Source organism: Pueribacillus sp. YX66, assembly GCF_041725775.1.
In the GTDB taxonomy this organism is placed as follows: Bacteria; Bacillota; Bacilli; order Bacillales; family UBA6769; genus Pueribacillus.
In genome coordinates this window covers 20,007-44,961 of record NZ_JBEUEL010000025.1, presented here as the reverse complement: position 1 = coordinate 44,961, position 24,955 = coordinate 20,007, and the positions used below count along the sequence as shown (strand labels likewise).

16 protein-coding genes, 1 tRNA gene and 2 pseudogenes are annotated in these 24,955 nt (G+C 38.7%); 18 read left to right on the top strand and 1 reads right to left on the bottom strand.

Annotated elements, in window-relative coordinates; all coding sequences use genetic code 11:
- From ABU914_RS11370 to ABU914_RS11355, 4 genes and pseudogenes are all read left to right on the top strand, one after another.
- Positions 1-240, top strand: a pseudogene (locus ABU914_RS11370) (integrase core domain-containing protein); the annotation flags it as partial.
- A 1,025-nt stretch (positions 241-1,265) separates the two neighbouring features.
- On the top strand, positions 1,266-2,360 hold the full coding sequence (locus ABU914_RS11365; RefSeq protein WP_379669851.1) for a GerMN domain-containing protein: 1,095 nt from the start codon (positions 1,266-1,268) through the stop codon (positions 2,358-2,360).
- 190 nt (positions 2,361-2,550) lie between these two features.
- Complete coding sequence (gene rph, locus ABU914_RS11360) at positions 2,551-3,291, top strand: ribonuclease PH (protein ID WP_379669850.1); 741 nt, start codon at positions 2,551-2,553, stop codon at positions 3,289-3,291.
- A gap of 18 nt (positions 3,292-3,309) precedes the next feature.
- Positions 3,310-3,903: an XTP/dITP diphosphatase gene (locus tag ABU914_RS11355; protein WP_379669849.1), complete on the top strand. Its 594-nt coding sequence runs from the start codon at positions 3,310-3,312 to the stop codon at positions 3,901-3,903.
- Between the two features lie 239 nt (positions 3,904-4,142).
- Here the strand turns inward: ABU914_RS11355 and ABU914_RS11345 are convergent.
- Positions 4,143-5,416: pseudogene (locus ABU914_RS11345) on the bottom strand (ISNCY family transposase).
- A 154-nt stretch (positions 5,417-5,570) separates the two neighbouring features.
- On the opposite strand from ABU914_RS11345, the gene ABU914_RS11340 reads away from it, so the two are divergent.
- The 14 genes from ABU914_RS11340 (at position 5,571) to yihA (ending at position 24,949) form a co-directional block, all read left to right on the top strand.
- Positions 5,571-5,644: transfer RNA gene (locus ABU914_RS11340), tRNA-Gly, on the top strand.
- Between the two features lie 1,311 nt (positions 5,645-6,955).
- Entirely contained in the window at positions 6,956-8,680 is a 1,725-nt protein-coding gene (gene ilvB / locus ABU914_RS11335; protein WP_379669846.1) for an acetolactate synthase large subunit, read from the top strand.
- A complete protein-coding gene (gene ilvN / locus ABU914_RS11330; protein ID WP_379669845.1) occupies positions 8,677-9,201 on the top strand; it encodes an acetolactate synthase small subunit in 525 nt (174 codons plus the stop codon). Before ilvB ends, ilvN begins: the two co-directional genes overlap by 4 nt.
- A gap of 40 nt (positions 9,202-9,241) precedes the next feature.
- Positions 9,242-10,264: a ketol-acid reductoisomerase gene (ilvC, locus tag ABU914_RS11325; RefSeq protein ID WP_379669844.1), complete on the top strand. Its 1,023-nt coding sequence runs from the start codon at positions 9,242-9,244 to the stop codon at positions 10,262-10,264.
- Positions 10,251-11,786, top strand: a complete 1,536-nt coding sequence (locus ABU914_RS11320; protein ID WP_379669843.1) for a 2-isopropylmalate synthase — start codon at positions 10,251-10,253, stop codon at positions 11,784-11,786. The genes ilvC and ABU914_RS11320 overlap by 14 nt, the downstream gene beginning before the upstream one ends.
- Positions 11,787-11,814: 28 nt before the next feature.
- Complete coding sequence (gene leuB / locus ABU914_RS11315; RefSeq protein WP_379669842.1) at positions 11,815-12,873, top strand: 3-isopropylmalate dehydrogenase; 1,059 nt, start codon at positions 11,815-11,817, stop codon at positions 12,871-12,873.
- Between the two features lie 180 nt (positions 12,874-13,053).
- The gene (gene leuC, locus ABU914_RS11310) at positions 13,054-14,469 is read left to right on the top strand and encodes a 3-isopropylmalate dehydratase large subunit (protein ID WP_379669841.1); all 1,416 of its coding nucleotides are present in this window, start codon (positions 13,054-13,056) and stop codon (positions 14,467-14,469) included.
- Positions 14,470-14,485: 16 nt separating this feature from the next.
- On the top strand, positions 14,486-15,064 hold the full coding sequence (gene leuD / locus ABU914_RS11305; RefSeq protein WP_379669840.1) for a 3-isopropylmalate dehydratase small subunit: 579 nt from the start codon (positions 14,486-14,488) through the stop codon (positions 15,062-15,064).
- Positions 15,065-15,307: 243 nt separating this feature from the next.
- The gene (locus ABU914_RS11300; RefSeq protein WP_379669839.1) at positions 15,308-16,324 is read left to right on the top strand and encodes a tetratricopeptide repeat protein; all 1,017 of its coding nucleotides are present in this window, start codon (positions 15,308-15,310) and stop codon (positions 16,322-16,324) included.
- 204 nt (positions 16,325-16,528) lie between these two features.
- Positions 16,529-17,875 (top strand): trigger factor, encoded by a 1,347-nt coding sequence (gene tig / locus ABU914_RS11295; RefSeq protein ID WP_379669838.1) that lies wholly within the window; start codon positions 16,529-16,531, stop codon positions 17,873-17,875.
- 266 nt (positions 17,876-18,141) lie between these two features.
- On the top strand, positions 18,142-19,416 hold the full coding sequence (gene clpX / locus ABU914_RS11290; RefSeq protein WP_379669837.1) for an ATP-dependent protease ATP-binding subunit ClpX: 1,275 nt from the start codon (positions 18,142-18,144) through the stop codon (positions 19,414-19,416).
- 251 nt (positions 19,417-19,667) lie between these two features.
- Positions 19,668-21,350: an ATP-dependent protease LonB gene (gene lonB, locus ABU914_RS11285; RefSeq protein WP_379669836.1), complete on the top strand. Its 1,683-nt coding sequence runs from the start codon at positions 19,668-19,670 to the stop codon at positions 21,348-21,350.
- Positions 21,351-22,043: 693 nt separating this feature from the next.
- Complete coding sequence (gene lon, locus ABU914_RS11280; protein ID WP_379669835.1) at positions 22,044-24,371, top strand: endopeptidase La; 2,328 nt, start codon at positions 22,044-22,046, stop codon at positions 24,369-24,371.
- Positions 24,368-24,949: a ribosome biogenesis GTP-binding protein YihA/YsxC gene (gene yihA, locus ABU914_RS11275; RefSeq protein ID WP_379669834.1), complete on the top strand. Its 582-nt coding sequence runs from the start codon at positions 24,368-24,370 to the stop codon at positions 24,947-24,949. Before lon ends, yihA begins: the two co-directional genes overlap by 4 nt.
- The last annotated feature ends 6 nt before the right edge of the window (positions 24,950-24,955 follow it).

Sequence of the window (24,955 nt, the reverse complement as noted above, 5' to 3'; positions counted from 1 at the left end):
ATTGAACATGACACATTCCTTTAGTTATAAGGGTAGTCCTTATGACAACGCTTGTATCGAATCATTTCACGCTATTTTAAAGAAAGAAGAAGTAAACCATGTTCGTTATCTTGATTTTCAATCTGCTAAAATAGCGCTATTTCAATATATTGAAGGTCGTACAACCGCAAAAGAATCCATAGTAGTATTGGTTATAAAACACCACAAGAAGTGGAAGATTTATATACTTATGCCGTATGAAAATTTTGAACATACATTCACTGCACGGCTTTACATGGAGAGGCGGGCATGATAGCCTTTTTGGCAAGCCAGCAATGTTTTATGATGCTGGTTCCATGGCTTGGAAATTTTGCCCGCAGAGGCTCCATCTCAAGCCCCAGCAGTTTGATATAAATATTTTGAAAGAACAATCTAAAAACTTAACTTTTTTGTGTCCAAAATATTGACGTAGGTCCAGAGTTTTGATTTGATTTTTTAATAGCTTGTCTAAATTATTTTGGCGAAAGAAAAATTTTAGTAACTCACGAGTGTTTAATATCTTAATCTTTTTTTGTGTTTGCACTCGGGGGTTATTTTTTTATGCAATAAGTTTTTCAGTAGAACGACAATTTTAATCAGTTTATGGAAGAACAACGTACGCGATACATTCAAGCACCCGAGTAAGAGCATTCTAATCAACTTGTTAGCCTTACCCAACGAGTACCTTTTTCACGTGTTCTTATTCCTTTCTACTTTATGAACCGTAAAATACGTTGGTCGATTTCCTTATTTTCATCTCGTAAATTTTAAATGAAATTTAAGTTTGTTATATTGTTATCTGTCGTGTTCGATACTTTTAAACTACCATGAAGCAAGACTTCCACTAGTGTGTGTACGCTCACCGAAAGTGGATTATACTAGACGTTGCTCACGTGTCCAGAACGTATCTAGTCTGCAAATCGATTCCACCACTGATGGTTAGTGTATAAGTAGACTCGTTAACTTGCGCTTGACTTTTGCAATTTGTTAGAGCCTTTCAGACGGTTATACCACGATAAATAAGCATTCGTATTAAGGTGTCAATCATTTTAATTCTTAAAATGATTGACAACGATTAAATACCGTAACTTAGATTGTTACATATGGTGGGAAATATTGGATGTATTAAGATGTTAATGTTTTAAATGTTTTAAATAGCCGTTTGCGTCATAAGTAAATTTCAAGGTCTAAAAGTGAGTAGGACTCGTATAGATAATAGTACAAACTTGCTTGGGAGGGAAAAGCTTATGCGCAAGCGTATTCAATCTTTCGTTCTACCTTTATTTTTACTTTTGTTATTAATGATTGCGGGTTGTGGTTCGAATGGAAATGAGAAAAACGTGAATATCGATCCACCCCAAGATGTTAATTATGTTGATGAAGGAGAAAAAGGAATTTCAGGTGATGGACAGACCGGAGAAAAGGCTGAGGGCGGGGAGGAAGCAGAAGAGAAAAGTGCTAGTGGAGAAACGGTAAAAAGACAATTGTTTTTAATTGATGAGAACGGGATGGTGGCTCCTCAAACGCTTGAAATACCTGTTCCGGAATCGAAGGAGGTAGCGACGCAAGCGCTTGAATATTTAGTGAAAGATGGTCCGGTGACTGAGCTTTTACCTAATGGTTTTCAAGCTGTGCTACCAGCAGGGACAGAAATTTTAGGTGTCAATATTAAAGATGGAGTTGCGATCGCAGACTTTTCAGAGGAATTTAAAGAATATAAGGCTGAAGATGAACAAAAAATATTACAAGCGATAACGTGGACGTTAACGCAATTTGAAAATGTTGATAAAGTTAAACTACGTATTAATGGTCATGATCAAGATAGTATGCCTGTTGACGGCACCCCCATTTCAGATGGGGTGAGCCGTGATGACGGGATTAATATTGATGTTGGTAATGTAACAGATGTAACAAACAGTATCGGTGTCACATTATATTTTCTAGCACAATCGGGTGACAACAGTTATTACGTACCAATTTCAAAAAGAATCCAACAATCAAAAGGTGTAGATGAAATTGTTGCGACGGTGAATGGACTTATCGAAGGTCCGAGTTTACAGTCTGGGTTATTTTCTGACTTTCCGAAAGATGCTGAGCTTTTAAATGTTCAAAAAAACGATAATGGGGGACTCTCGTTAGATTTTAATGAAGCAATTTTGGACAACCAAAAAATCATTTCTGATAAGGCACTACATTCTCTCGTTTTATCGCTCACTGAAAATCAAGACATTAAAGAAATAGCAATTTCCGTTAACGGTGAAGCGAACGTATTAACTGAAGCAGGTGATCCGTTAACTCAACCCGTAACGAGAGAGATGGTAACGAATGCAATTCCTTTTTGAGGAGATAAAGCAAACGTTATTTTTACTGGAGCGCAGTTCCACTTATTTGCGATTCAAATTGACATTTCTTATAATGTGAGTAATGCGTTGAGGCGAGCGATAGAAGCTGCCTCTTTTTTCATCATTCTGATATACGTAGATGTCTATGACGAGTAGTGGAATGTGCTGTTTATAGAGAAGGAGGAACTTCATGAGAGTTGACGGTAGAAATAAAGATGATTTACGAATTGTGACAATTGATAAAGATTACTTAAAACATCCTGAAGGTTCAGTGTTAATTTCAGTTGGTGATACGAAAGTCATTTGTAATGCAAGTATTGAAGAACGGGTACCCCCGTTTCTGCGCGGTCAAGGAAAAGGCTGGATTACTGCTGAATATGCGATGTTACCACGTGCAACCGAACAGCGAAATATTCGTGAATCTAGTAAAGGAAAAGTATCAGGTAGAACGATGGAAATTCAACGATTAATTGGAAGAGCGTTACGTTCAGTCGTTAATCTTGATCTGTTTGGAGAACGAACATTATGGATTGATTGTGATGTTATTCAAGCCGATGGTGGAACACGTACGGCCTCAATAACAGGTGCTTTCGTTGCCATGACGCTCGCTTTTCATAAGCTACTTGAACAAGATACGATTGAGAAGATGCCAGTTATTGATTTTCTTGCTGCGACATCAGTTGGGGTAATTGAAAATATTGGTGAAATATTGGATTTAAATTATGTTGAAGATTCGCAAGCACTTGTCGATTTAAATGTCGTCATGACAGGGAAAAAAGAATTTGTTGAACTTCAGGGAACCGGTGAAGAAGCGACTTTTTCATCAGTGCAATTAGATGAGATGCTGAAGTTGGCAACGATAGGAATAGAACAATTAATTGATCTCCAAAAAGAGATTCTGGGTGATATTGTAACTTTAATCGGAGAGTAGAGAAGAGGGTAAGGTGTGATGAAAACAGTTTTGATAGGTACGGCCAATTTAGGGAAAGTTAACGATTTTAAACAGTTGCTTAAAGACGAAGGTGTGATTGTAAAATCACTTCACGATTTTTCCGAAGTGATTGATGTTGAAGAAACAGGGGAAACGTTTGAGGAAAACGCGATTTTGAAAGCAGAAACGTTGAGTCGCCATTATAATCAGATTGTCATTGCAGACGACTCAGGTCTTGAAGTTGAAGCTCTAAATGGAAGACCAGGTGTTTATTCTGCCCGTTATGCAGGTGAAAACAAAAGCGATGAAGCCAATTTAAAAAAAGTGTTAGCTGAATTAGAAGGCATCCCCTTTACTGAACGTAAGGCAGCATTTATTTGTGTACTTGCGGTGGCAATTCCAGGAAAATTAACGACAGTGTTTGAAGGAAAATGTACAGGATACATAACGGAAAAACCAAAAGGAGAAAACGGCTTTGGCTACGACCCGATCTTTTTTGTTCCTGAAAAGAATAAAACGATGGCTGAAATGAGTACGGAGGAAAAAAATGAACGTTCTCATCGCAGAAGAGCGTTAGACAAATTAAAACGGGAATGGAATCACTTACTTTAATTCTCGAAAAATTTTTAAGATGTCAAACGTCAGTGAAAATGTCATAGTAAAACGTCAGTGATTTTGTCACTTTTATAATATCCTTCATCCCATTAGTGATGTTAGCTATCTCGTTCATGTCATCAAGGGTAAAGGCAAGCCCTCGCTATCGCTCGCCCTTGATTCCATTCACGAGATAAGCGATTCAGCCTATAAGGAATGAAGGAAGAAATTGTTTTTAGTTTCAATTATGACTATTTTTACACTTTTTGTGTTATCCTAGAAGTACGATTGTATTGTCGCCAAGGATGATTGGCAGCGGGCTTGTGAGATTTTTTCTCCGAGCCCGCCTTTTCTTTTTTTGATGCGACTTGTGGTTTTGATTTGTCCACTTCTTTTAATGGATAATGATGGCCTTTATAAAACAAAAATAACTTGTTATTGAGTGTTCTACAAATTTCCACCTTCGTTTTCATTGGAATCATTTCAGTTCGTTCTTTTCGATCGACTTTGTAAGTTTTATTTTGATAAGAAATGGTTTCTCCAGGGTTTAGCACACGCTGGTCTCGGTAACATAAATAAGGTCAAGAGACTGTTTGTCGTTTAACGGTACAAAGGCTTTCTCAGCCGCTTTTGGCTTGACGGCGAATCGTTTATTATGTTCGTTGACCAGCTCAGGCAACACTTGATTCGCTTCATCAATGGTACGAACATTTCGAAGACGAAGTTCAATAACCCAGCGATCTTGCAACGTTTCAAATAACCGTTCAACACGCCCTTTCGCTTGAGGTGTCGTTGCTTTAATATGGGATACTCCCAGTTCGTCTAATGCTTGTCCAAATTGTGACAAAGGAATCGGTTCACCAGCTAATTCTTGTTCAATGGTTTGTTTTTCATTAGGTGAGCGAAAGATTGTATGTTGGTCGGAATAAATTTCCATTGGGATTCCTTTTTGTGTGATCAATTGTTTCATGATAATGAAATATCCTTCGGTGTATTCTTGTTGGCGGAATGTTGCACCAACAATCTCTCCTGTTGCATCGTCAATGGCAGCTATCAATGAAAAGCGTTCATGTCGTTCTTCCAACCAATGGTGCGTACTTCCATCAATTTGAATTAACATTCCTGCCTGTGAGCGACGTTCTCTCGGTCGATAAATGTTAGACGGTCGACGTTTTCGTTTAGGCTTAATATTAGCTTCTTGACGAATTCTACGCACAGTAGAAGGACTAATCGTAATCCCTTCATACTTTTCAAGAAGTTCTGCAAAGTGATGATCGTTACAGTTTTTATACTTGTCGCTCCGGTGAAGTTCAAGTATATGTTGTCGTTTTTCCTTTGAAAGTGCATGTGCAGGTTTACGCCCTCTATTTTTATGAATAACTCCAGTTTCCCCCTCTTCTAGTACACGTTTTTTTAGGCGATAAACCTGGCGAGTGCTTAATGAGAGCAATTCAGCAGCTTCACCTCCTGTAATATAACCTTGGATCAAATGACCAATGACTTTGTAACGCTTTAATTCTTTTCTGTTCAATACAATTTTCTCCTGTTCCATAGTGACATTTTCACAGACGCGTTACAATATGACAATATCAAAGACGTTTAACACTGGAAAATTTTTAAGATTGACAGGCCGAAAAAAATAAGTTATATTTAAAAACGTCGCCCCTTTGGCTAACGTTTTGATTGCGGGTGTAGTTTAGTGGTAAAACAAGAGCCTTCCAAGCTCTGGTCGTGGGTTCGATTCCCATCACCCGCTCCAAACTTTAACTTTGTTATGAGCGGTACTTCCGCCGAAGAAGCTATGTGAGTTGTCTCGATGGGTTTTGTTAATAAAGGAAGAGACAGTATAGATTTTTAAGAAATACAAATGCATATCACTAACTATGACTTATACATGTCCCAGTAGCTCAGCTGGATAGAGCAACGGCCTTCAAGAATAGGAGCCTCTAAAGGGAAAGAGAAACCTTTAGAGTGGACGACACTATATCGGTGAAGCCTTAACAGGTTATGCTGATGGTAATACCGAGGAAACTTGCGATCTTTATGATTATGAAGATTTAGGGGTTTTAAAGGCTCAACAAGATTTAGCTTGAGGGTAAAAACCCCGAAACATAATCAAGTGCATCAGATTCACACTGCATAAGATTATCGTGAGGATCCGTAGAGACTATACGTGTCGCACCTGAAATGGTGAAGATATAGTCCAGACCACAAACAACCATATTTGTTTGGTGACGAAAGTCATAGTGGTAAGCTAAGCCGTCGGTCAGGGGTTCGAATCCCTTCTGGGACGCCATTTTAACGCTTTTTTAAGCGTTTTTTTATTTTTTAAATATGGTATGATTATCTTGAGGCTCAAAGCTGTTTTCAGTTATTAACCTTAAACGATCGCATGTGTACGAAACTAGAACAAACTAGTTCATTGTTCAATAATAAAATAATTGTATAAAAACGGTTGACCATAACTGAAAATAAGCGTATGATAATTCTTAAATAAAGTTTGTAGTTGAGCTTTTGTTGAAAATCAACTATAATCAAAATCATAAATCAATGTCTTTTAAGACTAAAATGATTTGATGAGTCATACAGTAAATAATGAATTTCACGCGAACTGACACAAAAACTTGTTGAAAACGATGAGAAGGTAAAAGGAAGGGATACGGATATCTACAGAGAGCTAGGCTGCTGGAAACTAGCGTTATCCCCCAACCGACATCGCCTTTGAGTGATTTTCTGAAAACGGTAGACCGTGATTAGGACGATCCGAGTGAACCTCACTCGTTATCAAAAGGGACGGAATAAACTTCATTCAGCTTGCGTCTGAGCCTTGCGGTTATGAACGCTAAGGTGAAATGGATGTTAATGATCGTCCGTGAGATGGTTGTTCGAAAGGACACCATGAATAAGGGTGGTACCATGAAGAGATACCTTTTCATCCCTTAGGCTGTGATAGTCTATTCGGGATGAAAAGGTTTTTTTGTTTTTTTGCGAATCTCAAGGGTGCATACAAAATTGTTTTCAACCGAATCCAAGCAGTTTAACTGAATTTTTTATAAGGAGGAGATTGACCATGGCTGCTAACTTAAAACTCGAGAATAAAAAGCAAACGATAAATAAAAAAATGTCAGGTGCGGAAATTCTAGTCGAGTCGCTTAGAAGAGAAAATGTTGAACTAATCTTCGGTTATCCTGGTGGTGCGGCTTTGCCGATATATGATGCCCTTTATGGGAAATCACTTAAACATATTCTTACACGACATGAGCAAGGAGCAATCCATGCTGCAGAAGGCTATGCTAGAGTTTCAGGTAAACCGGGAGTTGTCTTAGCAACGTCAGGACCAGGTGCAACAAACCTTGTTACTGGAATTGCAGATGCGATGCTAGACTCACTGCCACTTGTCATCTTAACAGGGCAAGTTGGAACAAACGTTATTGGTTCTGATGCATTCCAAGAAACAGATGTCATTAGCATAACAATGCCAATTACGAAACATAATTATCAAGTTCGTGACGTTAACGATATGCCAAGAATTATTAAAGAAGCATTTCATATCGCCTCAACGGGTCGGCCAGGTCCAGTTCTTGTTGACATTCCAAAGGATGTCGCAGTTGCTGAAACAGAGTTTGAATACCCAGAAACGGTTCATTTGCCTGGCTATCAGCCGACAACGGCACCGAATTTAATGCAAATTAAAAAAGTAAGCGAAGCGATTCGTAAGGCGAAAAAGCCTGTAATCTTGTGTGGAGCAGGTGTCATTTTTGCTCAAGCACATGAGGAATTACGTCAGTTCGTTGAATTAACGAATATTCCCATTACATCAACGCTTTTAGGTTTAGGAGCAATGCCAGCGGATCATGAGCAATATCTTGGAATGGCTGGAATGCACGGTGTGTATGCAGCAAACATGGCCATTTACGAAAGCGATTTGCTAATTAATTTCGGTGCTCGTTTCGATGATCGTTTAACAGGAAATCTTGATCACTTTGCGCCAAATGCAACAGTTGCCCATATCGACATTGATCCAGCTGAAATCGGAAAGAATGTGGAGACAGATATTCCAGTTGTTGGCGACGCGAAAGAGGCGCTAGTTGCATTGCTTAATGAAACTGAAAAAGGCTTATCTTTTCCAGAATGGAACAATCATTTAAATGAATATAAAAAGGACTATCCGCTTTGGTATAAACAAGAGGGCGATGAGCTAAAGCCACAACAGTTAATCGAAATGATCCATGATCTAACTGGTGGTGAAGCAATCGTAACAACTGACGTTGGTCAGCATCAAATGTGGGCCGCACAATTTTACGGATTTAAACAGCCAAATTTACTCGTTACATCTGGAGGACTCGGAACGATGGGCTTTGGTGTCCCATCAGCGATTGGTGCACAAATGGCAAATCCGAGCCGTACATGTATTTCAATCGTTGGAGATGCAGGATTTCAAATGACAAACCAAGAGTTAAGCATCATCCAAGAGTTGAATTTACCAATTAAAATTATTATTGTTAATAACTATTCGCTCGGTATGGTTCGCCAATGGCAAGAACTATTTTATGAAGAGCGTTATTCCGAATCATTAATGCCCAACCAACCAGATTTTCTCAAACTGGCTGAAGCATTCGGAATTGAAGGCTTACGAGTCGAATCATTAAGTGAAGCCAAAGAAGTATTGAAAAATGTTATCGATGCAGACCGCCCCATCTTAATTGACTGTCGCGTAACTGCAGATGAAAATGTTTATCCGATGGTTCCGGCCGGGAGTGGTTCACACGAAATGATTGGGGTGAAACCAGAATGAAACGTATCATCACATTAACAGTTAACAATCGGGCTGGTGTCATGAATCGAATTACTGGATTGTTTATGAAACGACAGTACAACATTGAAAGTATTACTGTTGGTCATGCTGAAACACCTGATGTTTCCCGTATGACGTTTGTTGTCAATGTTGAATGCGAAACGAAGCTCGAGCAAGTTATTAAACAGCTCCACAAACAAATCGATGTGTTAAAAGTGCATGATGTCACCGAACAGAGAGTTGTTGTGAGAGAACTTGCATTAATTAAAGTTTTAACATCCACACCGCAAACACGAAGTGAATTATTTAGTTTGATTGAACCGTTTCGAGCATCAGTCGTTGATGTTAGCACATCGAGCTTAACGATTGAAGTGACTGGAAATCCAGATAAAATTGATGCGCTGCTTGAACTGGTACGCCCGTTTGGGATAAAAGAACTAAGTAGAACTGGTGTTACAGCATTAACTAGAGGAACACAAAAAAACGAAGCAGAAATTAAACCTTTTTCAATCATTAATTAAAATAAAATTAAAATATATATTTATGAGGAGAGATTTAATCATGGCAAAAGTTTATTACAATGGTGACGTTCAGGAAGATCTACTACAAGGAAAGACTGTTGCAATTATTGGATACGGTTCTCAAGGGCATGCGCATGCTTTAAACCTTAGAGATAGTGGAGTTAACGTTGTTATCGGATTAAGACAAGGGAAATCTTGGGATCAAGCAAAAGAAGATGGATTTGACGTATTTTCAGTGAAAGAAGCTGTTGAAAAAGCAGACGTTATTATGGTTCTTTTACCAGACGAATTCCAACCACAAGTGTACAAAGCAGAAATTGAGCCTGGCTTAACGGAAGGTAAAGCATTACTCTTTGCTCACGGTTTTAACATTCATTTCAATCAAATTGAACCACCAAGCAATGTTGATGTACTGCTCGTTGCTCCAAAAGGACCAGGACATCTTGTGAGAAGAACGTACACTGAAGAAGCTGGTGTTCCGGCATTGTTTGCAATTTATCAAGACGTAACGGGGAAAGCGACACAACTTGCATTGTCTTATGCAAAAGGTATTGGCGCAGGTCGAGCAGGTGTACTTGAAACGACATTCCAAGAAGAGACTGAAACTGACTTATTCGGTGAGCAAGCCGTTCTTTGTGGTGGCTTGACATCACTCGTAAAAGCAGGTTTTGAAACACTCGTTGAAGCAGGCTATCAGCCAGAAGTTGCTTACTTTGAGTGCTTGCATGAATTAAAGCTTATCGTTGATCTTATGTATGAAGGCGGATTAGAAGGTATGCGCTATTCAATTTCAGATACAGCACAATGGGGTGACTTCGTATCGGGCCCACGTGTTATTAACGAAGATACAAAAGCGATTATGAAAGATGTATTAACTGATATTCAAACAGGTAAGTTCGCAAAAGGTTGGATTCTTGAAAACCAAGCGAACCGTCCAGAGTTTAAAGCGATTAATAGACGTGAGAATGAGCACCTCATTGAAGAGGTTGGCCGTAAATTGCGTGACATGATGCCATTTGTTAAATCCAAATCAAAGGAAGTGGTAGGTAGTGCGAAAAATTGACATTTTCGACACAACGTTGCGGGATGGCGAGCAATCTCCAGGCGTAAGCTTGAATTTAGCCGAAAAAATTGAAATTGCAAAACAACTTGAGCGGTTAGGTGTAGACATTATTGAAGCCGGATTCCCGGCTTCCTCCAATGGAGACTTCGAATCGGTAAAAACGATTGCTGAAGTCGTAAAAGATAGTTCTGTTACAGGATTATCTCGTGTATTAAAAAGCGATATTGATGTAGCTTGGGAAGCGCTGAAAAACTCTGCAGAACCGCGGATTCATGTTTTCGTTGCAACATCACCGATTCACATGAAGCATAAATTAATGCAAACGCCAGATGAAGTTGTTGAATCTGCTGTTAGTGCAGTGAAATATGCTGCAGAACGTTTCCCGATTGTCCAATGGTCAGCAGAAGATGCGTGTCGTTCCGATCGCGACTTTTTAGTAAGAATTATTAAAGAAGTCATCGATGCTGGAGCAAGAGTAATTAATATTCCTGATACGGTCGGTTACAGAAGCCCGAACGAATATGGTGAAATTATTAAGCATTTACGTGACAACGTTCCGAACATTGATAAAGTGAAATTGTCTGCACATTGTCATGATGATTTAGGCATGGCTGTTGCGAATTCACTTTCTGGAATTGAAAATGGAATAGAACAAGTCGAATGTACAATTAACGGAATTGGTGAACGGGCAGGGAATGCGTCACTTGAAGAAATTGCAGTAGCCCTTCATATTCGCAAAGATCATTATCAAGCTGAAACAAATATTAAATTTAATGAAATTAAAAGAACAAGCAGTCTTGTCAGTAAGCTAACGGGTATGATTGTCCCAGCTAATAAAGCTGTTGTCGGAGCGAATGCATTTGCTCATCAATCTGGTATCCATCAAGATGGCATGCTGAAAGAAAAGACGACATATGAAATTATTACACCAGAGCTCGTAGGATTTGAAACGAAGCTCGTGTTAGGCAAGCTTTCGGGTCGAAATGCGTTTAATGAAAAAGCAAAAGAATTAGGTTTTGAATTAGATAAAAATGAATTAAAAAAAGCATTTACTGCGTTTAAAGATCTTGCAGATAAGAAAAAAGAAATTACGGATGATGATATTTACGCAATCTTAACTGAAAATCGTTTCGAAGCGTCAGCATCACCGTACTATGAAATTGAACAGCTTCAAGTTCAATATGATACGAATAATATCGCGACGGCAACCATCTCATTGAAAACATCAGACGGCGGTACAGTGAAAGCGATGGAAAAAGGCAGTGGCAGTGTTGATGCTATTTACAATACGTTAGAGAGCATCATCGGAATGAAAATTGTTTTGAAAGATTACAAACTTCAATCCATCGGAGAAGGTAAAGATGCCCTTGCTCAAGTTAATGTAAAAGTAGACATCAATGGCAAAAAAATCAACGGACATGCAACCGTTCAAGATGTTCTTGAAGCATCGGCAAAAGCATACTTAAATGCAGTAAACCGAGTAATGACTGTTCAAGCGAATAAAAAAGTTGCCAGTAATTAGACGCAGTAGTTAGCAGGAGGCTTGTATGATGAAAAAACAAATCGCTGTTCTTCCTGGTGACGGAATTGGAGCAGAAGTTGCAGAAAGTGCAACAGCCGTTTTACAAGCAGTTGGTCATAAATTCGGACATGAGTTTAAATTTAAAAAAGGGTTAATTGGAGGGTGTGCCATTGACGAAACAGGCACACCCTTACCAGATGAAACGCTAGAAACATGCCGAAATAGCGACGCGATTTTATTAGGGGCTGTCGGCGGTTACAAATGGGATACATTACCAAGTGAACAACGCCCGGAAAAAGGTCTATTAAAACTGCGGAAATCGCTAGATTTATTTGCGAACTTACGCCCAGTAACTGTATTTGAAAGTCTAGCAGATGCGTCAACATTAAAGTTCGACATTGTCAATGGAGTTGATTTAATGATCGTTCGTGAACTAACCGGCGGTCTTTATTTTGGTGAACCGAGCGAGCGTCGCGGTGACGCTGTTGTCGACACACTTGCATATACGCGTCAAGAAATTGAACGAATCGTAAGAAAAGGTTTTGAACTTGCTCAAGTGAGACGCAAAAGATTAACATCTGTCGATAAAGCAAATGTGCTCGAATCAAGTCGAATGTGGCGTGAAATCGTTGAAGAAATCGCACCAGAATATCCTGATGTCGAGTACGCTCATCGTCTCGTTGATGATGCTGCGATGCAACTCATTCGTAATCCGAAACAATTTGATGTCATCGTCACAGAAAACTTATTTGGTGACATATTAAGTGATGAAGCGTCAATGATGACAGGTTCTCTAGGGATGCTGCCATCGGCTAGCTTAAGTGCAGATGGACCAGGATTATATGAACCTGTACATGGATCAGCTCCAGACATTGCAGGCCAAGGAAAAGCGAATCCACTTGCAATGATATTATCAGCCGCAATGATGTTAAAGTATTCATTCCATCTCGATGATGAAGCAGAAATGATTGAAAATGCGGTTGTGAACGTGTTAAAGGCGGGTTACCGTACACCTGATATCGCAGAAAAAGATGCAAAACTTGTTTCAACTACAGAAATGACAGAACAAGTCGTTTCCGCGTTATAAAGCGAGACTTATCAGGGTCTAAGTGTCCGTAGGAGCGCCGAAACGTACGGTACGGTTAGAAATGCGAGACCTCCGCACAAAGGATCTGAGTCAAGTAACAGTAGCTTGCACGACCGTATCATTTGTAGTCTGTCACATAGTAGGGTCATAGCTTAAAAATTCAGGAGGGGAGGAACGATAATGGCACCAAAAACAATTTTTGAAAAAATATGGGAAAACCATATCGTTGTAGAAGAGGAGAATAAACCAGCTTTACTTTACATCGATTTGCATCTCGTTCATGAAGTTACATCACCACAGGCATTTGAAGGGTTACGAATGAATAACCGAAAAGTGAGACGTCCTGATTTAACTTTTGCAACGATGGATCATAATGTGCCAACAACTGATCGATTTAATATAAAAGATTTAATTTCGAAAAAGCAAATCGATACGTTACAAAAAAACTGTGAGGAGTTTAACATTCCGCTGTTTGACTTACAAAGTCCAGAGCAAGGGATTGTTCACGTTATTGGACCGGAGCTCGGGTTAACACAACCTGGGAAAACGATAGTATGTGGTGACAGTCATACGTCAACACATGGAGCATTCGGAACTCTGGCATTCGGAATTGGTACGAGTGAAGTTGAACACGTTTTAGCAACACAAACATTATGGCAAGCAAAACCAAAAACATTAAACATCGAAATTACAGGTAAACTTTCACCATACGTGTCAGCTAAAGATGTCATTTTATATATTATTAAAAAACATGGTATCGGTTTTGGTACTGGTTACGTTATTGAATACACGGGGGATACAATCCGTGCAATGACAATGGAAGAGCGAATGACGATTTGTAACATGTCAATTGAAGGCGGAGCGAAAGCTGGATTAATTAGTCCAGACCAGACGACATTCGACTATTTAAAAGGTAGAAAATATGCACCGCAAGGTAAAGATTTTGACAAGGCGGTTGAAGAGTGGAAAAAGCTTGCAACGGATGAAGGGGCAGTGTACGACAAAACGATTAAAATCGATGCAACACAAATTACACCTCAAGTAACATGGGGAACGAACCCTTCAATGGGAATTTCAATTCATGATAACATTCCGCATCCGGACGATTTTGCCACTGAAACAGAACGGCGAGCAGCGTGGAATGCATTGGAGTATATGGGTCTTGAACCAGGTGTACCGATTCAAGATGTTGAAATTCAGCACGTATTTATCGGATCATGCACGAACTCAAGACTTAGTGACTTGCGTGCAGCAGCTGAAGTTGTCGAAGGTAAAAAAGTAGCAGAAACGGTTAACGCAGTTGTTGTTCCAGGTTCACAACAAGTGAAGGAACAAGCAGAGAAAGAAGGTTTAGACGTCATTTTCAAAGAAGCTGGATTTGAGTGGAGAGATTCTGGTTGCAGTGCTTGTTTAGGAATGAACCCAGACATTATCCCTGAAGGAGAACGTTGTGCTTCGACTTCGAATCGGAACTTTGAAGGACGCCAAGGAAAAGGTGCACGTACACACCTTGTTAGCCCGGAAATGGCGGCTGCAGCAGCCGTAACAGGCAAGTTTACTGATATCCGAACCTTACAAAATGAAGTTGTTTCTTAAAGGAGGGATCACCATAATGGAACCTATTACAAAGTATACAGGGAAAGTCGCTCCATTAGATCGTGTCAACGTCGATACAGACCAAATTATTCCGAAACAATTTTTAAAGCGTATTGAACGGAGCGGTTTTGGAGAATTTTTATTTTATGACTGGAGATATAAAGCACCCGGGAAGCTCAACGAAGAATTCGAATTAAATAAACCAGAACATCAAGGGGCAACCATTCTAGTTACCGGTGATAACTTCGGTTGTGGATCATCTCGGGAACATGCGCCATGGGCATTACTAGATTACGGATTTCGTGTCATTATTGCTCCGAGTTTCGCTGATATTTTTTACAATAACTGTATGAAAAATGGCATTCTTCCAGTTCGTTTGGACGAGGATAAAGTAAAACTGCTCATGGAGAAAGCTGGTGATGCAAATTATGAACTTACTGTTAATTTGCTAGACCAAACCGTTACAGATTCATCCGGTTATTATGAAACGTTTGAAATTGATCCTTATTGGAAAGAAATGCTGTTAAACGGATGGGACGAAATTGCTGTTACGCTTCGTTATGAGGAAGCCATTACTGCATACGAAAGTCGTTAAACGACTCTTGTCAAGTTTCAAGTGTCCACATGGGCATATGGTAATGAATGAACAAAGCTTAAGCTTTAGTTGTTATAGTCGAGCAACTAAAGCTTTTTATATGTTTGCTTTTGTAGAAATAAAGATAACAAAAAGATAGTGATGAAATTTTTCTTGCCAATGACTTAAACAATTGATAAACTGAGTGCTAATTGTGAATGATGAGGTATAGCTTTTGCTAGACATGACAATAGAGTAGGCGATATGATGAGCAATGACGATGATAAAATTATTCCATTTCCGAGATTAAAGCAAACCTTAATAGAAAAAGGAACGTTTGCTCTTCAGAACGAGCAATATAAAGAAGCGCTTGAAACTTTTAATCAGTTGCTTTCCACCGATCCGAAACATGCGCAATCAAATTTAGGCAAAGCGATTTGCCTCGTTGAACTCGGCGATATGCAAGAAGCAGCAACGATTTGTGAAATGATGTTAAATGAAGCAATCGGTGATTATTTTGAAGTGCTTCAAGTGTATGTCTCGATTTTAATTCAGTTAGAACAGTATCAAGAAGTAGTAGATTTACTCGAAGCAGTCGTTGCAGAAGAGAAGTTACCCGCATCATTAGCAGAGTTTTTTTATCAATTATTAACTTTTTGTAGAAAAATGGTTGATAGTAAAAAAGATACTCGCATCATTTTATCTTCCGAAGAAGTTCAGCAGTTTAACGATTTTTTGCATAGTGAGAAACTAGAAAAGCAAATGTTGGCAGTTGAGAAATTAACGAGAAATCTTAATAACGAAGCGCTACAAGTTTTGAAGACATATTTAAAAATAGACAAAAATGATCCGATTTTAAAAAGCATTATCATTAGAAATCTAGCGGAAGAAAAGATAGATGATCTTATCGAAGTACATAAATTTTCAGAGCGAATGTTTATGAATCCAACGGAAGTAGAAGACCCGTTTGAACATCCCGTAACAATAAGAGTAACTGAAACACTAAGTGAAGTTATTGAAAATGAAAATCCGACATTATACGAGTTGAGCATCCAGTTGTGGACAAATGTCGTCTTGATATATTACCCATATCCATTGCCAGCTTATGATCCTCGTGTAATCGCGGCTGTCATTCATTTTGAAAGCAGCAAACTTAACGGTCTTCCGACTACAGAAGAAGAGATTTGTTCTCTTTATGAGGTCCAATCACAACAGATGAAAAATTGTAAATCGGACATAGCGACAGTGAATCCTCATTCATTTCCAACGTTTAGAACATAATCAGATTGAAAACCAAATGACTTATGCTATAATGTAATGGTTATAAATTCGATTAATCAAAAAATCAGTACCGTTAGACGAACGGGAATTAACGCTTGTGGAGATATGAGGACTTGATTGGACTCAGCCCAAGAATCTGCAAGGAAAATAGCTTGCGCGAACGTCAAAAACAATGGAATATAAGATTTTGTTGGAGGTATAATGATGACTGCAAAATGGGAAAAAGATCAAGGCAATGAAGGTGTTTTAACGATTGAAGTCGATTCAGAGCGATTCGATTCAGCCCTTGATCAAGCTTTTAAAAAAGTAGTAAAAGAAGTAAATATCCCTGGCTTTAGAAAAGGAAAAGTTCCTCGCAAAATTTTTGAACAACGTTTCGGCGTTGAAGCATTGTATCAAGATGCTGTCGATTTAATCTTACCTGAAGCATATAACAATGCAGTAGAGGAAACGGGAATTGAACCTGTTGATCAACCAGAAGTGGATATTGAACAAATCGAAAAAGGAAAGCCGTTAATTTTTAAAGCAACGGTGACCGTTAAACCTGAAGTAAAACTTGGTGAATACAAAGGGTTGGAAGTTGAAGAACAAGATGTAACCGTAACGGATGAAGAAGTTGAAGAAGAAATTATACGTTTACAAGAAAACCAGGCAGAACTTGTCATTGTGGAGGATGAGGAAGCAAAAGAAGGCGATACTGTTGTCATCGATTTTGACGGCTCGATTGATGGTGAAGCCTTTGACGGCGGGAAATCTGAAAACTTTACACTTGAACTTGGTTCAGGCACATTCATTCCAGGTTTTGAAGAACAACTAATTGGTGAAAAAGCTGGTGCCGAAAAAGAAGTGAATGTCACGTTCCCTGAAGATTATCATGCGGAGGAATTAGCTGGAAAAGAAGCTGTTTTTAAAGTAAAAGTTCATGATGTAAAGCGGAAAGAACTTCCAGAGCTCGATAATGAATTTGCAAAAGACGTTGATGACGAAGTTGAAACGCTTGATGAATTAAGAGCGAAATTAAAAACAAAACTTGAAGAAGAGAAAAAGCACCAAGCTGAACATGTGAAGCAAGATACAGTTGTCCAAAAAGCAGCAGAAAACGCTGAAATGGATTTGCCCGAAGTAATGATCAAAAACGAAACTGATCGAATGGTGCAAGAATTTGAGCAACGTTTACAAATGCAAGGTATAACTCTCGATATGTATTATCAATTTTCTGGTCAAGACGAAGATGCATTACGTGAACAGATGAAAAATGATGCTGAACTTCGCGTTCGGTCGAATTTAACACTTGAAGCGATTAGAGATGCTGAGCAGATCGAAGCGACAGACGAAGAAGCAGAAGAAGAAATTAACAAAATGGCCGAAATGTACAATATGGAAACGGATCAAATTAAACAAATGCTTGAATTGCAAGGTGGTATAGATGCGGTCAAGCGTGATGTTACGATGAGAAAAACAATTGAGTTTCTCGTTGAACAAAGTAAAGAAGTACCAAAAGCAGAGACGGAGAAAGCAGAGGCTAAGGAAGAACCAGCACAAACTGAATAAGCAAATCATTAAAAGACAAGGTACAATTTGTACCTTGTCTTTTAAACAAAATCTCACATAAACTGTCGATGGACGTGAGATAGTATGAGGTATAAAGCTTTTTATATCCGTTCTATCTTTAAAAGTGTTTTTGTTTTAACTGAACATAAATTTATGATACAATGCAATACATAATGTAAGAAGAAAAATTTGTGACGGACGTATATAAAAAGAATTTTGCATAAATGTAGGGGCTTTTTCATCAAGATAAGTAAGGGGTGAGCGTCGTGTTTAAATTTAACGATGAAAAAGGGCAATTAAAATGCTCGTTTTGTGGGAAAACACAAGACCAAGTCCGCAAGTTAGTCGCTGGACCTGGTGTTTATATTTGTGATGAATGTATAGAGTTATGTACAGAAATCGTTGAAGAAGAACTAGGCACAGAAGAAGAAGTTGAGTTTAAAGAAATACCAAAGCCTCAAGAAATTCGTGAAGTGCTTAACGATTATGTCATTGGACAGGATCAAGCAAAAAAGTCGCTATCTGTCGCAGTTTATAACCACTATAAGCGAATTAATGCATCTCAGAAATCAGATGATGTGGAACTTGCAAAAAGCAATATCGTTTTGCTCGGTCCGACAGGTAGCGGGAAGACATTACTCGCACAAACGTTAGCACGCATATTAAATGTACCGTTTGCAATTGCAGATGCCACATCTCTAACCGAAGCGGGTTACGTTGGCGAAGACGTTGAAAACATTTTGCTGAAACTTATTCAAGCAGCAGACTATGATGTTGAAAAAGCAGAAAAAGGCATCATTTACATTGATGAGATTGACAAAGTGGCTCGGAAATCAGAAAATCCTTCCATTACACGTGACGTATCTGGAGAAGGTGTTCAACAGGCATTGTTAAAAATATTAGAAGGAACGACAGCAAGTGTTCCACCACAGGGTGGTCGAAAACACCCGCATCAAGAATTTATTCAAATTGATACAACAAATGTTCTTTTTATTGTTGGCGGAGCATTTGATGGAATCGAGCAAATCGTAAAAAATCGTCTCGGCAAAAAAGTAATCGGATTCGGAGCGAACTCTGAAAAAGAAGAGCTTAAAGATAATGAATACTTATCAAAAGTATTGCCTGAAGACTTGCTTCGATTCGGTTTAATTCCAGAATTTATCGGTCGTTTACCTGTATTAGCAACTCTTGAGCAGCTCGATGAGGATGCGCTCGTGGAAATTTTAACAAAGCCGAAAAATGCCCTTGTGAAGCAGTATCAAAAATTGCTTGAATTTGATGATGTCGAACTTGAATTTGAAGAAGAAGCTCTCGTGGAAATTGCAAAACAAGCGATTGAAAGAAAGACTGGAGCGAGGGGTTTACGTTCGATCATTGAAAAAATTATGTTAGACGTTATGTATGATTTGCCATCTCGAGAAGACATTAAAAAATGCGTCATAACAAAAGAGACCGTCACGGATAATTTATCACCAAAACTTTTGCTCGAAGACGGTACAATTGTAAAAGAATCAGCGAAAAAACCGAAAGAAAGTGCATAATAATATGGCTTAGTATGAAAACCAACTAGTGCATGAAGTAGTTGGTTTTCTTTATCTCTAACCCTCAATTTATCAAGTTTAGTTTTACATGTAGGTCAAAAAAACTTTGAATTTGTGTCCGGAAGCCTTCTGATTTACATATAGGTAAAAAAGTTTCGACTTCTTTTTCTCACATTTTTCCAATTTATCGTTTATTGACGTTCATGCAGGGAAATACTAATACAATGAATTTCTTTGCAGGAGGTCTAAGCATGGATTGGACAGTAATTGCTATTTTTGTACAGCTGTTTTTTGGAATTGTCATTGGGCTATATTTTTGGAATTTACTTCGGAATCAACGGACACAACGGGTTTCCATTGATAAAGAATCACGAAAAGAAATGGAACAGCTTCGAAGAATGCGAAATATCTCACTATCGAAACCGTTGTCGGAAAAAATTCGCCCTACAACATTTAATGATATCGTTGGACAAGAAGACGGAATCAAAGCACTGCGCGCTGCGATTTGTGGACCGAACCCTCAGCACGTTATTATCTATGGACCGCCAGGTGTTGGAAAAACAGCGGCGGCAAGGCTCGTTTTAGAAGAAGCGAAGAAAAATTCTAGCTCTCCATTTAAGCCCGATGCTGTATTTGTAGAACTTGATGCAACAACTGCACGCTTTGATGAACGAGGAATTGCTGATCCGTTAATCGGTGCTGTACACGACCCGTTATATCAAGGGGCAGGGGCAATGGGACAAGCGGGAATTCCACAACCGAAGATCGGAGCGGTAACGAAAGCACACGGTGGTGTTTTATTTATCGACGAAATCGGAGAGCTTCATCCAATTCAAATGAACAAGTTGTTAAAAGTGCTAGAAGATCGTAAGGTTTTTTTAGAAAGTGCATACTATAGTGAAGAAAATCAAAATATCCCAATGCACATTCACGATATTTTCAAAAATGGATTGCCCGCAGATTTTCGTTTAATTGGAGCTACGACTCGCACGGCTGATGAAATCCCTCCAGCCATTCGTTCTCGATGTTTAGAAGTTTTTTTTCGTGAATTAACTCAAAGCGAAATTGCTTTAATTTCAAAACGAGCAGCTAAAAAAATCAATTGCACAATTAATGAGCAAGCGGTTGACATGGTGACCAAATATACACGTAACGGTCGTGAAACTGTGAATGTCGTACAAATTGCAGCTGGTGTTGCGTTAGACGAAGGAAGAAAATCTATTCAAATCGAGGACATTGAATGGGTTGTTTATTTCAGTCAGCTGTCCCCTAGATTTGAACAGAAAACGAATGATAAACCGGAGATCGGTGTTGTGAATGGACTTGCTGTGACTGGACCAAATACGGGAATGTTACTTGAAATTGAAGCAACTGTAAGTAAAGCGAAAAACAATCAAGGTTCTGTCACAATAACAGGGATAGTAGAAGAAGAAAGCATCGGTAATAACAGTAAATCAATTCGTCGCAAAAGCTTAGCGAAAAGTTCGGTTGAAAATGTGCTTACAGTCCTTCGCAAAAAAGGATTTGAAACTTTACATTACGATATTCATATTAATTTCCCAGGTGGTACTCCGATCGATGGCCCATCTGCAGGGATTTCAATCGCAACTGCGATCGTGTCTGCAATTCGAAGAATTCCCGTTGATAGCAAAGTCGCTTTAACAGGGGAATTAAGTATTCATGGAAAAGTAAAACCAGTCGGAGGAATTGTTGCAAAAGTCAAAGCAGCTAAAGAAGCTGGTGCGAATAAGGCGATTATCCCAATCGATAATAATCGTGAAATGTTAAAACAAATTGAAGGAATTGAAATTATTCCAGTCCGTACATTATCTGAAGCGCTTGACATTAGTTTAATCAAGCCAAAAATCGAACGAGAAAGCAACGTTGTTCCAGCAGTGAGTGGATTACACGAGTCTCCGACTAGAAAAATATAAGTCGGAGCTTCCATATATAATAGTGAGATGCAGGTGATTTAGTTCATGCAGACGTTGTCTGTGCGTGTCACTTGCACCGTAAGGTAACGTCTACAAGGACAGGAACAAGACAAGTTCAGTTTTTATAATGGATGTAATGTAATAAAAGGCAAAAATTCGCAAATGCAATTTTAATACTGTAAACTAAAATAAGAAACTTTTTTATTTTAAAGAGATTGTTCAAAAAGTCCAGGAAATAAAAAACGATAGGCTGTAAATCTTTTAGGAATATTTAAACTTATCATTTTATGGGCGACTAAATGTGGATTTAAAATTAGCTAAGTTTCTTTATCAGCTTGCTCTTCCACTTCACGTACAAAATAAGGATTCTTCTGCTAACTTCGTACACATCTTCTAATTATAGAAAGTGCAAATCTTTTTGATTGAGTACGCTGTTCTGAGTTAATTTCAGAACAAGACTCTCTAGGTAAACATTCGGTACCTTAAAATGTGCTGCTTTTATGCGGCAAACGATAGTGCAGAAGTTTATACAACTTAGATAAGTTTGTGGCTCAGAACCGCCCTTCGAACCTCAACGCACGCAATCTGCTTGTGTAGGTGTTTCAATAGGATATTGCGTATTTAGCTGAACTTTGCTTCTCGTAAATCCATCTTTTTGAACATACATTTAAAGGCTTGTCGGAGGTGTAGTACATGTCAAAATCTGAAACGATTACAATCCCACTGTTGCCATTAAGGGGTTTACTCGTATATCCATCGATGGTTATACACCTTGACGTCGGTCGTGAAAAATCAGTGCAGGCTTTAGAAACCGTTATGTTGGGGGATCAACATATTTTTTTATCCGCACAAAAAGAAGTCTCACTCGATCAGCCGACAGAAAGTGACATTTATCAAATCGGAACGTATGCAAAAATAAAGCAAATGCTTAAGCTTCCAAACGGTACAATTCGTGTTCTCGTAGAAGGAATTCAACGAGGAAAAATTAAAAATTTTACAGGAAAAGAGCAATACTTTGAAGCGAATGTTGAACTGATTGAAGAGAAAACGAGCAAAGACTTGGAAGTAGAAGCATTAATGAGAACCGTATTAGATTTATTTGAACAATATGTCAATTTATCAAAAAAAATATCAGCAGAAACGTTCGCATCTGTGCAAGATATTAATGAGCCTGGCCGATTAGCAGATGTTATTGCATCACACCTTACGTTGAAAATTCAAGAAAAACAACAAATTTTAGATTCGTCTAATATAAAAGAGCGACTGAATCTTTTAATTCGAATTTTAAACAATGAAAAGAAAGTTCTCGATCTTGAAAAAAAAATTGGTCAGCGTGTAAAAAAATCAATGGAAAAAACACAGAAAGAATATTATTTACGCGAACAAATGAAAGCCATTCAAAAAGAACTTGGAGAGAAAGAAGGAAAGTTTGATGAAGTCCATGAATTAAAAGAAAAGATTGATTCAATCGGCATGCCTGAACACGTTAAAGCGACGGCATTGAAAGAACTTGATCGGTATGAAAAAGTTCCAACGAGCTCTGCCGAAAGTGCCGTGCTTCGAAATTACCTCGATTGGCTTATTCAATTACCATGGACGAAAGAGACAGAAGACAAGCTTGATATTAAGCATACAGAAAAGGTGTTAAATGATGATCATTACGGATTGACGAAAGTAAAAGAACGTGTCCTTGAATATTTAGCTGTTCAACAATTGACAAAATCGTTAAAAGGTCCAATTCTTTGTCTTGCAGGTCCCCCTGGTGTTGGGAAGACGTCACTTGCCCGCTCTGTTGCTCGAGCATTAAATCGTAAATTTGTAAGAATTTCACTCGGAGGTGTCCGCGATGAAGCGGAAATTCGTGGTCATCGTAGAACGTATGTTGGAGCAATGCCCGGTCGTATCATTCAAGGGATGAAAAAAGCTGGTACGATTAACCCTGTGTTTTTACTAGATGAAATTGACAAAATGGCTAGCGATTTCCGCGGTGATCCATCATCTGCCTTGCTAGAGGTACTTGATCCCGAACAAAATAGCACATTCAGTGATCATTATATTGAAGAAGCTTACGATTTATCGAAAGTCATGTTCATTACAACAGCAAATAATATCGCTGCGATCCCAGGACCGCTTCTCGATCGCATGGAAGTGATTCGTATTGCAGGCTATACCGAAATTGAAAAAACACACATCGCAAAAGACTATCTAATTCCGCGACAACTGAGAAATCATGGGTTAGAAAAAGGAATGCTCCAAATTCGTGAGAGTGCAATTATTAAACTGATTCGCCAATATACGCGGGAAGCCGGCGTACGTAATTTAGAACGGCAAATTGCATCATTATGTCGAAAAGCCGCGAAACAAATCATAACAACGGATAAAAAGCGAATTGTCGTGACTGACAATACTTTAGAAAGTTATCTCGGTAAACCAATGTTTCGCTACGGACAAGCAGAAGAAAAAGACCAAGTCGGAGCTGCGACAGGGCTTGCTTATACACCTTCAGGAGGCGATACACTATCAATCGAAGTTTCAATCTATCCTGGAAAAGGCAAGTTAATTTTAACAGGAAGTTTAGGCGATGTGATGAAGGAATCAGCTCAAGCTGCTTTTAGCTATATTCGGTCTCGTGCTAACCAACTGAACATTCCTGTTGATTTTCATGAAAAAAATGATATACACATCCACGTACCTGAAGGTGCCACACCAAAAGACGGACCTTCGGCAGGCATTACGATTGCAACTGCACTTATTTCTGCGTTAACTGGCATTCCTGTAAAAAAAGAAGTAGGTATGACAGGGGAAATTACGTTACGTGGACGGGTATTGCCGATCGGAGGATTAAAAGAAAAAAGTTTAAGTGCTCATCGTGCAGGGTTAACGACAATAATCTTTCCGAAAGAAAATGAAAAAGATCTTGACGATATTCCCGAAAGTGTGCGCACAGACTTAACGTTTATTTCGGTGTCACATTTAGATGAAGTGTTGGATATTGCATTGAATCGAGGCAAGGATAAGTGAAAGTAACGAAAGCAGATTTTGTCATTAGTGCAGTCAAGCCTTCTCAATATCCTGAATTGAACGTTCCAGAGATCGCCCTTGCAGGACGATCAAATGTTGGGAAATCTTCGTTTATTAATAAAATGATTAATCGCAAAAATTTAGCGAGAACATCACAAAAGCCTGGTAAGACTCAAACATTAAATTTTTATTTTATCAATGAACAGTTTTTCTTCGTCGATGTACCAGGCTATGGCTATGCAAAAGTTTCGAAAGCGGAACGTGAAGATTGGGGTATAATGATCGAAACGTATTTTTTAAATCGTGAACAACTGCGCGGTGCTTTGCTCGTCATCGATATTCGCCACGAACCGACGAATGATGATGTTGCAATGTATGATTGGTTTAAATTTTATGAAATTCCTGTTATCATTATAGCGACGAAAGCGGATAAAATCTCAAAAGGAAAACGCGAAAAACAATTAAAGCAGATTTGTCATACATTACGTATTGATTCAAACGATCCGCTCATCGCTTTTTCAGCTGAAACAGGCGAGGGTAAAGAACATGTATGGCAAGCGATCAAAACATTATTTTAAAGATGT